This window comes from Qipengyuania sp., assembly GCF_048550555.1.
Taxonomy (GTDB): Bacteria; Pseudomonadota; Alphaproteobacteria; order Sphingomonadales; family Sphingomonadaceae; genus Qipengyuania.
This window is the reverse complement of sequence record NZ_JBLYYF010000033.1, coordinates 57,297-69,169: the sequence shown is the minus strand read 5'-3', so window position 1 is coordinate 69,169 and position 11,873 is coordinate 57,297. Positions and strand designations below refer to the sequence as shown.

General features: G+C 66.3%; 12 protein-coding genes. All 12 read left to right on the top strand.

Annotated features, from left to right (window positions below):
- Nucleotides 1-374 precede the first annotated feature (374 nt).
- The 12 genes from ACN4E0_RS07980 to ACN4E0_RS07925 all read left to right on the top strand — a co-directional run bounded on the left by ACN4E0_RS07980 (nucleotide 375) and on the right by ACN4E0_RS07925 (nucleotide 11,832).
- Nucleotides 375-1,454: a hypothetical protein gene (locus tag ACN4E0_RS07980; RefSeq protein ID WP_419566978.1), complete on the top strand. Its 1,080-nt coding sequence runs from the start codon at nucleotides 375-377 to the stop codon at nucleotides 1,452-1,454.
- 42 nt (nucleotides 1,455-1,496) lie between these two features.
- Nucleotides 1,497-2,297, top strand: a complete 801-nt coding sequence (locus tag ACN4E0_RS07975) for an inositol monophosphatase family protein (RefSeq protein WP_419566977.1) — start codon at nucleotides 1,497-1,499, stop codon at nucleotides 2,295-2,297.
- 25 nt (nucleotides 2,298-2,322) lie between these two features.
- Nucleotides 2,323-3,078, top strand: a complete 756-nt coding sequence (locus ACN4E0_RS07970) for an SDR family NAD(P)-dependent oxidoreductase (RefSeq protein ID WP_419566976.1) — start codon at nucleotides 2,323-2,325, stop codon at nucleotides 3,076-3,078.
- Between the two features lies 1 nt (nucleotide 3,079).
- A complete protein-coding gene (locus tag ACN4E0_RS07965) occupies nucleotides 3,080-3,826 on the top strand; it encodes an SDR family oxidoreductase (RefSeq protein WP_419566975.1) in 747 nt (248 codons plus the stop codon).
- 118 nt (nucleotides 3,827-3,944) lie between these two features.
- Entirely contained in the window at nucleotides 3,945-4,148 is a 204-nt protein-coding gene (gene rpmI / locus ACN4E0_RS07960; protein ID WP_067693021.1) for a 50S ribosomal protein L35, read from the top strand.
- A gap of 23 nt (nucleotides 4,149-4,171) precedes the next feature.
- Nucleotides 4,172-4,531, top strand: coding sequence for a 50S ribosomal protein L20 (gene rplT, locus ACN4E0_RS07955; RefSeq protein WP_221602052.1), 360 nt, complete (start codon nucleotides 4,172-4,174; stop codon nucleotides 4,529-4,531).
- 207 nt (nucleotides 4,532-4,738) lie between these two features.
- Nucleotides 4,739-5,524, top strand: coding sequence for a helix-turn-helix domain-containing protein (locus ACN4E0_RS07950; RefSeq protein ID WP_419566974.1), 786 nt, complete (start codon nucleotides 4,739-4,741; stop codon nucleotides 5,522-5,524).
- 102 nt (nucleotides 5,525-5,626) lie between these two features.
- A complete protein-coding gene (locus ACN4E0_RS07945; RefSeq protein ID WP_419566973.1) occupies nucleotides 5,627-6,517 on the top strand; it encodes a helix-turn-helix domain-containing protein in 891 nt (296 codons plus the stop codon).
- A gap of 150 nt (nucleotides 6,518-6,667) precedes the next feature.
- Entirely contained in the window at nucleotides 6,668-7,531 is an 864-nt protein-coding gene (locus tag ACN4E0_RS07940; RefSeq protein ID WP_419566972.1) for a helix-turn-helix domain-containing protein, read from the top strand.
- Nucleotides 7,532-7,595: 64 nt separating this feature from the next.
- On the top strand, nucleotides 7,596-8,696 hold the full coding sequence (gene pheS, locus ACN4E0_RS07935; RefSeq protein WP_419566971.1) for a phenylalanine--tRNA ligase subunit alpha: 1,101 nt from the start codon (nucleotides 7,596-7,598) through the stop codon (nucleotides 8,694-8,696).
- Entirely contained in the window at nucleotides 8,693-11,083 is a 2,391-nt protein-coding gene (gene pheT / locus ACN4E0_RS07930) for a phenylalanine--tRNA ligase subunit beta (RefSeq protein ID WP_419566970.1), read from the top strand. The genes pheS and pheT overlap by 4 nt, the downstream gene beginning before the upstream one ends.
- Nucleotides 11,080-11,832 (top strand): SDR family NAD(P)-dependent oxidoreductase, encoded by a 753-nt coding sequence (locus ACN4E0_RS07925; protein ID WP_419566969.1) that lies wholly within the window; start codon nucleotides 11,080-11,082, stop codon nucleotides 11,830-11,832. Before pheT ends, ACN4E0_RS07925 begins: the two co-directional genes overlap by 4 nt.
- Nucleotides 11,833-11,873: the final 41 nt, after the last annotated feature.

The window sequence follows — 11,873 nt, the reverse complement described above, 5'->3', positions numbered from 1 at the left end:
CTCTGCTGTTCGCTGCGTGCGCCACGCTTGCGGCACCGATCTCGGTCATGGCTCGGGAAGCGCCCAGTGAAAGCGCCAATATTGTCGTCTTATCCGATGACGGTTTGGCGCGAACCGACAAGGATGTCGCACCGCCACCGGGCTGGTCGCAGGTCGATCCCGCCAATTCGCCGACGGTGCAAAATGTCCCAGTCGCATTGGCCCTCGCTCAGGCGTCGGGCAACGCGCCAGCCAGTCAGATCGGGCCCCGTGAGGCGATAGCGGCCTCGCCTCTTCTCAGCCCGAACCGATTCGGAAACGACCAGATCAGTTATACGGGCACCTACATCACGCCATCTTTTCAGTTCGGTCATTCGGATCGCGCCTCCATCGGCGTGGAGGTTCCGCTCGTCCATTGGGGCAATCCTTGCGGGGGTTCGGCCAATCCCGATTGTGAGAAGGACGGAGCAGGCGAGTTCAGGAAGGTCTTCCCGCGGGTGTTGGCTCTGAGCGGCGGGGTGAGCACCTCGCTCACCAAGGGCGAAGGCATCCTGTTCAAGCGCGCAGAGGACGACGATTTCGATTATCTTTCGGGAACGTCGGTGAGGTTCGGATTCGATTGGTATGGGTTCGAACCGCGCAGTTTCGGGAAAATCCGCGAGGATGCCGCGGACTACATCATCGCGAAGCTGAGACCGAAATGTGAGGCGCGTTACGGTTTCGAAAGCGAGCGATGCGGAGGCGCGGCGCTTGCCCAATACGCCTTTGCGAAGGATCAGGACGGCAAGTACATCGAGGCCGAAGCGGTCGATGCGATCACGAACATGTATTTTCGCGCACCGCCCAAGGCGGATCGCCGCTGGGGGATCGGATCCTCGGTGAGCTACAGCAGCGTCGACTACAGCTTCGTGGAAGGCTTCGTGACCGAAGTGGTCGACGACGAGGGCATGATCTCTCTGGAACCGGTCCTAACCGGAAACCTTCCCGCGGCTACAAGCGAAGCCCGCGACAACTGGCTGTTTGAAGTCCATGGATATACCCGGCTGCCCTTCGAGGCGCTCGGCCGTCCGATGTTGACCGTGCAACTGCAGCGCAAGGAGCAATTCAGCTTCCGCGACGGGGCGGGGCAGAACATCTGCAGCCAGACCGAGGGCACCGGCTTCACGATCCAGAAATGCGAAGAGCGCTTTCTCGAGAAGCCGGTGTACAATCCGGAAACGATCCTGTCGCTGGGCACTCGTTGGCGGATCAAGGGATTGCCGTTCGAGATCGGGTTTGCCCCGCAATGGCGATATGTCTTCGAAAGCGACCAGAGGGTCTGGGACTTTCCCTTGTATCTCGGTTCCAAGAACGAGCTGAACGGCGGCATCCGGCTCCGCCGGAAGCGCGGCGGTACCGATCTGCTCGGCAACCCGCTTGAGGGCGAGGATCAGATCTTGATCTTCTTCACGCCCTTCACTTTCCACGGCTTCTAGATCGTACTTGAGTGTGGGCGGTGGCCGAGACTACAGGGCGGCATGCTCACCCCAGACGATCTCGCGCTCGCTCAACGCCTTGCCGATGCCGCCGGCGCAGCGATCCGGCCGCTGTTTCGCGGCGAATGGTCGCAGGAACAGAAGGCCGATCGCAGCTTCGTGACCGAGGCCGACCGCGCCGCCGAGGCGGCGATGCGGGCAATCCTCGAGGCGGAGCGTGCTGCCGACGGCATCATCGGCGAGGAATACGGCACGCGCAATGAGGGCGCCGGGCGCCAATGGGTGCTCGACCCGATCGATGGCACCACCAGCTTCATTGCCGGCCGGCCGATCTTCGGCACGCTGATCGCGCTGATGCAGGACGGCTGGCCGGTGCTGGGCGTGATCGACCAGCCGATCGCGCGCGAACGCTGGGTCGGGCGGATCGGCGAGGGCACGACCTTCAACGGCAAGCCGGTGCGCGCCGCGCCGTGCAAGGACCTGTCCGATGCGGTGCTCGGCACGACCACGCCGCACCAGTTCTCCGGCGCCGACGTCGATGCCTTCATGGGCGTCGCCAAGGCGGTGGCCGAACGCAAGATCATCTACGGCGGCGACTGCTACAATTACGGCCTCGTCGCCTCGGGCCATGTCGACCTCGTCGTGGAGGCCGGGCTGAAGCTGCATGATTTCGCCGCGCTCGTGCCCGTCGTCGAAGGCGCGGGCGGACTCATGGCCGACTGGCAGGGAAACCCGCTCGATGCCCAGAGCGACGGGCGGGTCATCGCGCTCGGCGATGCCGCGCGGCTCGACGACGTGCTTGAGGCGATGGGCGGCGCGGCGCTGCAAGGTCACGGGCACTGATCGCGCGCGGACCCGTTCCCCCGCCATGCAGACCATCCTGATCACCGGCGCGGGCAAGGGCATCGGCCGCGCCATCGCCATGCATTTCCACGGCCTCGGCTGGCGCGTCGTCGGGCTCGACGTGGATGCGGAGGCGCTCGCCGAACTGCGCGATGCGCTGCCGCGGGAGCAGGCGCTCTTCCTGACCTGCGATGTCGGGCGCGAGGGCGAGGTCAGCGCAGCCTTCGAACGGATTGCCGAGTGGCTCGACGCCGATCCGCTCGATTGCCTGGTCAACAATGCCGGGATCGCCGATCCCTATGCGGGGCCGCTCGACCAGCTCGCGCTGAAGGACTGGCAGGCGTGGATCGATGCCAGCCTGACCGCCGCCTTCCTGGTCACCCGCGCCAGCCTGCCGCACCTGCGCTGCGCCGAGGGCGCGAGCATCGCCAATATCTCCTCGACCCGCGCGGTCATGAGCGAGCCCGAGACGTTCGCCTATGCCGCGGCCAAGGGCGGGATCGATGCGCTGACGCACTCGCTCGCCGTGTCGCTGGGTCCGGCCATCCGCGTCAATGCGATCCGGCCCGGCTGGATCGAGACCGGCCCGTGGCAGAAGCGCGGCACGCGCGCGCATCCCGAGCACCGCCCGCAGGACCGCGATCAGCACCCCGCGGGGCGCATCGGCCGCCCCGAGGACATTGCCGAGGCGGTTGCCTATCTCCACAGCGCGGGCTTCGTCACCGGGCAGCATCTCAATCTCGATGGTGGCATGACCGCGAAGATGATTTACGAGCACTGACATGGCAGGAACCGGATCGCTCGAGGGGCGCATAGCGCTGGTTACCGGCGCCGCGCGCGGACTGGGGTTCGAAATCGCGCAGCGGCTCGCCGAGGAAGGTGCGCGGGTCTGGCTCAACGGCCGCGACGCTGCGGCGCTTGAAGAAGCGGCACAGCAGATCGGACCGCGCGCCGGCATCCTCGCCTTCGACATCGCCGACGACGCGGCGAGCCAAGCCGCCTTCGCCAGGTTGGCGGAGGAGGGGCTCGATATCTTGGTCAACAATGTCGGCCAGCGCGACCGCCGTCCGCTCGCGCTGCTCCGGCGGAACGATCTCGCCGCCCTGCTCGCGACCAATCTCGTCGCCCCCTTCGACCTGGCGCGGCGCGCCGTACCGCTGATGCAGGCGCGCAAATACGGACGCATCGTCAACATCACTTCGATCGCCGCCGATATCGCGCGCGGCGACGTGCTCTATACCGCGAGCAAGGGCGGGCTGGCCGCGCTCACCCGTGCACTGGCGGCAGAGCTGGGCATCACCGGGATCACCGTCAACGCGGTTGCACCCGGCTATTTCGCCACCGAGGCCAATGCCGAGATGGCCGACGATCCCGATGTCGCGCGGCATCTTGCACGGCGCACCTCGCTCGGCCGCTGGGGCGAACCCGACGAGATCGCCGGAGCCGTCGCCTTCCTCGCCTCGCCCGAGGCGAGCTACATCACCGGGCACACGCTGGCGGTCGATGGCGGGTACCTGACCCACTTCTGACTTGCTTTTGCGCGCAGAATCGCTAGACGCGCGCCCTTCACCGACACGTGATTCACCGCCGGTCTGGCCGAAAGGGCTGCCAGGGCTGGCGCGACGTGTCTCTGTAAAGGAGATGAAAATGCCCAAGCTGAAGACCAAGAGCGGTGTGAAGAAGCGCTTCAAGATCACCGCCACCGGCAAGGTCAAGCATGGTGTCGCCGGCAAGCGCCACCGCCTGATCAGCCACAATGCGAAGTACATTCGCCAGAACCGCGGCACCACCGTCCTGTCGGAAGCCGACAGCAAGACGGTGAAGAAGTGGGCGCCCTACGGCCTCGACTGAGCGCGAACTAAGGAGAATACGAAATGCCTCGCATTAAACGCGGCGTCACCACGCGCCAGAAGCACAAGCGTCTATTGGATCAGGCGAAGGGCTATCGCGGCCGTCGCAAGAACACGATCCGCATCGCCCGCCAGGCCGTCGAAAAGGCCGGCCAGTACGCCTACCGCGACCGCAAGATCAAGAAGCGCAACTTCCGTGCTCTCTGGATCCAGCGCATCAACGCTGCGGTTCGCGCCGAAGGCCTCACTTATTCGCAGTTCATGCACGGCACGAAGCTCGCCGGCATCGAACTCGACCGCAAGGTCATGGCCGATCTCGCCATGAACGAAGCGGGCGCCTTCAAGGCGATCATCGAACAGGCCAAGAAGGCACTTCCCGCCTAAGCTCCTGTTCGACAAGGCATTCTCGAAGGGCGCTCCGTTAGGGGCGCCCTTTACGTATGGGCACTGCTTGTCGCCATCCTACAAGCGGGTATATTCCGCATCCGTAGTAGGATGAGGCAATTGATCGGACAGGACAGCATCGACGTCCGCTTTTTCGCGCCACCCGCCGATCTGGCCCCCTGCTTTACAACCTTTTACCGGCTTGAAGTGGACCTGCCGCCGGGCGAGGTGCTCGAAGACTGGCTGCAGCCAGAATGGTCAAATCTGCGCTTTTTTACCGACAAGGGGCCATCGGCTGAACTCCCCGACGGGGAACGGATCGATGGCGTGCGCTTCCAGGCCACCGGTCCCAGTTCCTGCCCGACGCATTTCACGCTCGGCCGGACGCGGATGTGGGGGATCGGCCTGTTTCCGCTCGGCTGGGCGCGCTTCATCGGCGAGGATGCCAGCGAACATGCGAACACCGTGGTCGATGGCGAACTCTCGCCCGTCTTCGGCCGGTTCGCCCCGCTGTGCGCGAAATTGTGCACGCGCGACTATTCGGACGAGCAGCAGTTCGCGTTTCTCACCGAATTCTTCCGCAAGCTGGCCGATCCGCCGCGCGACCACCGGCGGATCCAGAAGGTGCACGAGGTCATGGTCGATCCGCGCCTCCTGCAGGTCGAAGAATTCGCGCGCAAATGCGGTCTGTCGAAGCGCACGCTCGAGCGTGTCTGCGCGCGCCATTTCGGGTTTCCCCCGCGCCTTCTGCTGCGCCGCCAGCGGCTGATGCGCAGCCTCGCGGCCTTCATGCTCGAACCGCAGGCCAACTGGTCCGACGTGATCGATCGCCATTATCACGACCAGTCGCATTTCGTGCACGAATTCCATGCCTTCATGCGTTGTACGCCCAGCGAATATGCCGCCAGACCTCATCCGGTCATGCATGCCTTCATGGCCGAACGCAAACGCGTCTGGGGCTCGCCGGCCCAAACCCTGGACGATCCCAAATAGCTGTCGAATGATGCGTCTCCATTTGCTAGCCGTTGTGAAAGAACGGGATGGAATGATCGCGACAGGACACGACAGGCCGGGCTTCGAGAGGATGCTGCGGCGATGAAGCAGGGCGGTGCATCGGCCGCAGTGGCCTTGCGTTTCTTCCTGCCGCCGGAGCGCCTGCGCCCTTTCGTCACGACACTGTACCACATGGAGATTTCCGGCGCAGAGACGCAGCCGGTGGAGGATTGGCTCCATCCGGAGTGGGCCAACCTGCGCATCATCCCCGGCCGCACGGTGAAGGCCGGCATAGGCGAGACGCCGCTCGAGCGCATGCCGCGTGCGGTCATGACCGGTCCGACCAGCGTCGCCACCCGTTTCCGCGCGGGTACGGGGCGGTCGTGGGGCATCGGCCTCATGCCGCTGGGCTGGGCGCGGCTCACCGATGCGCCGGCGAGCGCCTATGCCGATCGCTATGCCGATGCCGAAGCCGACCCGGCCTTCGCGCGACTGCGGGCGCTCTGCGCCTGTGTCCCTTCAGGGGAGGGGGATATCGCCGGGGAGCGCGACGCCATGCTCCGCGAACTCGACGTCCTGCTCGCCCGTCCTGTCCCGCGCGAGGCGGCGATCCTGCGCGCCGAGAAGGCGCTGACCGATCCGTCGCATCATAGCGTGACGGAATTGGCGGCAGTCCTTGGGCAGAGTCCGCGCACAACCGAACGGTTCTGCAGCCGGGTGTTCGGATTCAGCCCCCAGCTCCTGCTGCGGCGCCAGCGCTTCGTCCGCAGCTTGGCCAAGTTCATGCTCGATCCTTCGCTGAAATGGATCGACACGCTCGACAGCCACTATCACGACCAGGCCCATTTCGTGCGCGACTTCAGGCGCTTCATGACCATGCCGCCGAGCACATATGCCAAAATCCCGCATCCCGTTCTGGCGGCTGCCGCGCATGCACGGATGGCCGTGGCGGGCGAGGCGATGCAGGTCCTGCAGCAACCGCCGGGTGGCTAGCGCCGATGCGGCGCCAGACCGCGCATCGCAGGGGGCGGTCGCAGCCTAGGCTCTTGCCTTTTCACGAAATTAACCCAAATGTGGCCAGCCATGGGGACAGCTGCGCTTCGGGTCACGGAGTATGAATCGAGTGGGTTGCGTTTGCGGTTGGTGTCGCCGCCACCCGACCTCGCGCCCTATCTCTCGGCCTATTATCGCACCGAGGTAGCCCCGGGGGTCGATGTCGAGGACTGGCTGCCTCCCGAAGAAGCCAATTTGCGCACGGGCGATGCGGATATCTACGAAGCGGTGATCGGCGAAGGGCCGATGGTCGCGGTTCCGCCCGCGGTGCTCTCGGGCCCGACCGATCGGGTCACCCGCCTGCGCGTAGCCGCTGGCAAGTTCTGGGGGATCGGCCTCACCCCCGCCGGCTGGGCGCGCTTTCTGCGCTGCCCGGTCCACACCATGGCCAACCGGTTCTGCGACATCGGCCAGTCGGGGGCGGATCCGGCGCTGCAGGCGATGCTGCACCAGCTGCGCCGCGAGGGCGACGACCTCGCGGCTGCAGCGGCCCTCATCACCGATACGTTTCGCGCCCTGCTCGGCGAGCCGCCCGAAGCCGACGAGACGATCCAGTCGGTCCATCTCGCGCTCTTGTCCGAAGATGCCTCTTCGGTGGCGGATCTGGCCGAACTTGCGGGCATGACCTCGCGCACCTTCGAGCGCTTCTGTCCCCGCCATTTCGGTTTCACGCCGCGCGTCTTGCTGCGCCGCCAGCGTTTTCTGCGCAGTCTGGGGAAATACATGCTCGATCCGACGATGAGCTGGATCAGCTCGCTCGACACGCATTACTGGGACCAGGCGCATTTCATCCGCGACTTCCGCAGCACGATGAACATGACGCCGAGCGAATTCGCCTCGCTGCCGCATCCGATCACCCGCGCCGCGGTGAGCGTGACCAACGCCAATGCAGGCGTAGCCATGCAGGCGCTCTACCACCCCCGGCGCCCGCCCGAATCCGATCTGGGGCTTTAGCAATCGCGCTCTTGCCGCTAGGGGCTGCGGGCACAGATTCCCCGACCTTTCCAAGCCGGACAGAATGACCGATCTCGACCAACTCAAGACCGATGCGCTGACGCGGATCGAAAATGCTCCCGACGCCGCCGCTCTCGAAGCGCTGCGGATCGAATTCCTCGGCAAGCAGGGATCGATCTCGGGGCTGATGAAGACGCTCGGCAAGATGTCGCCCGAAGAACGGCAGGTGCAGGGCCCGCTGCTCAACGGCCTGCGGACCGAAACCACCGACGCCATCGCCGCGCGCAAGGCGGTGCTGGAGGATGCCGAACTCGAGGCGCGGCTGGCGACCGAGAGCCTCGACCTGACGCTGCCCGCGCCAGCGGCGCCGCGCGGCTCGGTCCACCCGGTCAGCCAGGTGATGGACGAGCTCGCCGAAATCTTCGCCGATCTCGGCTTCTCGGTCGCCACCGGCCCCGAGATCGAGGACGACTGGCACAATTTCACCGCGCTCAACATGGCCGAGACGCATCCCGCGCGCGCGATGCACGACACCTTCTATTTCCCCGACTTCGACAGCGATGGGCGCCGCATGTTGCTGCGCACGCACACCTCGCCGGTGCAGATCCGTGCCATGGTCGATCAGGGTGCGCCGCTGCGGATCATCGCACCGGGCCGCGTCTATCGCAGCGACAGCGACGCGACGCATACGCCGATGTTCCACCAGATCGAGGGGCTGGTGATCGACCGGGACATCCATCTCGGGCACCTCAAATGGACGCTCGAGACCTTCCTCAAGGCGTTCTTCGAACGCGACGATATCGTGCTGCGCCTGCGCCCCTCCTACTTTCCCTTCACCGAGCCTTCGGTCGAGGTCGATGTCGGCTGGCAGGACGTGAAGGGCCGCCGCGTGCTCGGCGGCGACGGCGATGCGCCGGGCCATGGCTGGATGGAGCTGCTCGGCAGCGGCATGGTCAACCGCCGGGTGATCGAAATGGCGGGGCTCGACCCCGATGAATGGCAGGGTTTCGCCTTCGGCGTGGGAGTCGACCGTCTCGCCATGCTCAAATACGGGATGGATGACTTGCGCGCCTTCTTCGACGGCGACCAGCGCTGGCTCGACCACTACGGCTTCTCGGCCTTCGACCAGCCGACGCTCTCCGCCGGCGTGGGAGCAAGCGCATGAAGTTCTCGCTCGAATGGCTGACCGATTTCCTCGACACCGAAGCCACGGTCGGCGAGATCGCCGCCGCGCTCAACGCCATCGGCCACGAGGTCGAGGGGATCGAGGACCCGGCGGACAAGCTCTCCGGATTCCGCGTCGCCAAGGTGCTGACCGCGGCGCCGCATCCGGATGCCGACAAGCTTCAGGTGCTCAGCGTCGACACCGGCGAGGGCGATCCGCTGCAGGTCGTCTGCGGCGCGCCCAATGCCCGCGCGGGGATGCTCGGCGTCCTCGGCCTGCCCGGCGCGGTGGTGCCGGCGAACGGGATGGAACTGCGCAAGAGCGCGATCCGCGGGGTCGAATCGAACGGCATGATGTGCTCGGTGCGCGAGCTCGAGCTGGGCGACGAGCACGACGGTATCATCGAACTGCCCGAGGATGCGCCGGTGGGCGCCAGCTTCGCCGACTACAGCGACGCCTCGCCCGTCTTCGACGTGGCGATCACGCCCAACCGCCCGGATTGTATGGGCGTGCTCGGGATCGCGCGCGATCTCGCGGCGGCGGGACTGGGCAAGCTCAGGCCGCTCGCCGTTCCGCAGATCACGGGCGACGGCGCCTGCGCGGTCGAAATCCGTACCGACGACGCCGAAGGCTGCCCGGCCTTCCACGGCCGCACCATAATGGGCGTGGCCAACGGCGCCTCGCCCGAATGGATGCAGCGGCGGCTCAAGGCAGCAGGCCAGCGGCCAATCTCGGCCATCGTCGACATCACCAATTACGTGATGCTCGCCCATGGTCGCCCGGCGCATGCCTACGACCTCGCCAAGCTGTCGGGCGCCGTGGTCGCGCGGCGTGCCCACGATGGCGAACAGGTGCTCGCGCTCAACGAGAAGAGCTACACGCTCGACCAGAGCATGACCGTAATCGCCGACGATGCCGGCGTCCACGACATTGCCGGCATCATGGGCGGCGAACACTCGGGTGTAACCGATTCTACCGCCGATGTGCTGTTCGAAGTGGCCTATTTCGACCCAGAGCGGATCGGTGTGACCGGGCGCAAGCTGGGCCTTGCCTCGGATGCGCGCACGCGCTTCGAGCGCGGTGTCGACCCGGCCTTCCTCGACGATGGCCTCGCGCTGTTGACCGAGCTGATCGTGACAATCTGCGGCGGCACGCCGAGCGAGGTTGTTCGCGCCGGCCAGGCCCCGGTCGAGCCCAAGGTCGTGCAGTTCGATCCGACACTCACCACCCGCCTCGGCGGCATTGCGGTCTCCGAAGACGAGCAGCGCCGCATTCTCGAAGCGCTCGATTTCACCGTCGGAGCCGACTGGCAGGTCACCTGCCCGCCGCGCCGTCACGATATCGAGGGCCCCGCCGACCTCGTCGAAGAGGTCGTCCGCATCCACGGTCTGGACCATGTCGCAAGCGTCGCGCTGCCGCGCGCCGAGGGCGTCGCCATGCCGACCGCCACGCCGCTCCAGCAGCTGGAACGCAAGCTCCGCCGCGCGGCGGCCGCCAGCGGGTTGAACGAGGCGGTGACCTGGTCCTTCCTTCCCACGGCCGATGCCGAGCATTTCGCCGACGGTACCGAGCTGTGGGTGCTCGACAACCCGATCAGCGAGGACATGAAGGCAATGCGCCCCTCGCTGATCCCTGGCCTGCTCGCAGCTGCGAAGCGCAATGCCGATCGCGGCGCGCCGGGTTCGCGCCTGTTCGAGATCGGCCGGCGCTATTTCCGCGGCAAAGGCGGGGCGAGCGACGAGAGGCCGACGCTCGGGGTGGTGCTTGCGGGCGAGAAGTCTGCGCGCAGCTGGTCGCAGGGCAAGGCGACGGGCTTTGATGCCTATGACGCCAAGGCCGCGGCCATGGCGCTGCTGGGTGCAGCCGGCGCGCCGGTGGACAATCTGATGGTGATGGGCGAGGCGGGCGAGCAGTTCCACCCCGGCCAGTCGGCCACGCTTCGCCTCGGGCCGAAGAACGTCCTCGCCCGATTCGGCGCGCTGCATCCGCGGACGCTCAAGGCCTTCGACGTCGACGGCCCGGTCATGGCGGTGGAGATATTCCTCGACGCGATCCCGGCCCGGCGCGGCGGCGGCGGTTTCGCCCGGCCCGCCTATGCCCCCCCGGCCCTTCAGGCGCTGACTCGCGACTTCGCATTCCTCGTCCCCGCAGACCTCGCCGCGGGCGACCTCGTCAAGGCCGTGCGCGGGGCGGACAAGCAGGCCGTGGTCGATGCGCGTGTGTTCGACGTCTTCTCCGGCCAGGGCGTTCCGGAGGGCAAGAAGTCGGTCGCGGTAGAAGTCGTGCTGCAGCCGGGTGAGAAGAGTTTCACCGATGCCGAGATCAAGGCGATTTCCGACAAGGTCGTCGCTGCCGCTGCGAAGCAGGGTGCGGAGTTGAGGGGATGACCAAGACCGCTTTCGTCACCGGAGCCACAGCCGGCATCGGCGAGGCCACCGTCCGCACGCTGGTCGCCAGCGGTTGGCGCTGCGTCGCCACCGGGCGCCGCCAGGTGAGGCTCGACGCGCTGGTCGCAGAACTGGGCGCGGACAAGGTCCATGCCGCATGCTTCGACGTGCGCGATAGCGAGGCGATGGATGCCGCGATTGCCTCACTGCCCGAAGCCTTCGCCGACATCGATTTGCTGGTGAACAATGCCGGTCTCGCGCAGGGGCTTTCACCGGCGCAGGAGGCCGATCTCGAGAACTGGCAGACCATGATCGACACCAATGTGACGGCCATGGTGGTGCTGACCCGCAAGCTCCTGCCCGTGCTGATCGAGCGCAAGGGAGCGATCATCGCGATCGGCTCGGTTGCCGGCAATTACATTTATCCCGGCGGCAACGTCTATGCCGGTTCGAAGGCCTTCGTGAACCACTTCACCCTCGCGCTGCGCGCCGACCTCCACGGTACCGGCGTGCGCGTGACGAGCATCGAGCCAGGCATGGTCGAGACCGAGTTCACGCTCGTGCGCACCGGCAGCCGGGAAGCGAGCGACGACCTCTATCGCGGCGTCGACCCGATGACCGGGCAGGACATTGCGGACATGATCAGGTGGGTCGCCGAACTGCCGCCGCACCTCAACATCAACCGGCTCGAACCGATGCCCGTGAACCAGGATTTCGCCGGCTTCCGGGTGGCAAGAGAACGCGACTGACGCCCCGTCAGCCGGGGCCTGATCCGGGCCACGACGACGAT

Bases quoted from the DNA above. Each gene is read 5' to 3' on its own strand.
- ACN4E0_RS07975 (WP_419566977.1), top strand. From the start codon at position 1,497: ATGCTCACCCCAGACGATCTCGCGCTCGCTCAACGCCTTGCCGATGCC.
- ACN4E0_RS07970 (WP_419566976.1), top strand. From the start codon at position 2,323: ATGCAGACCATCCTGATCACCGGCGCGGGCAAGGGCATCGGCCGCGCC.
- ACN4E0_RS07965 (WP_419566975.1), top strand. From the start codon at position 3,080: ATGGCAGGAACCGGATCGCTCGAGGGGCGCATAGCGCTGGTTACCGGC.
- rpmI (WP_067693021.1), top strand. From the start codon at position 3,945: ATGCCCAAGCTGAAGACCAAGAGCGGTGTGAAGAAGCGCTTCAAGATC.
- rplT (WP_221602052.1), top strand. From the start codon at position 4,172: ATGCCTCGCATTAAACGCGGCGTCACCACGCGCCAGAAGCACAAGCGT.
- ACN4E0_RS07945 (WP_419566973.1), top strand. From the start codon at position 5,627: ATGAAGCAGGGCGGTGCATCGGCCGCAGTGGCCTTGCGTTTCTTCCTG.
- pheS (WP_419566971.1), top strand. From the start codon at position 7,596: ATGACCGATCTCGACCAACTCAAGACCGATGCGCTGACGCGGATCGAA.
- pheT (WP_419566970.1), top strand. From the start codon at position 8,693: ATGAAGTTCTCGCTCGAATGGCTGACCGATTTCCTCGACACCGAAGCC.
- ACN4E0_RS07925 (WP_419566969.1), top strand. From the start codon at position 11,080: ATGACCAAGACCGCTTTCGTCACCGGAGCCACAGCCGGCATCGGCGAG.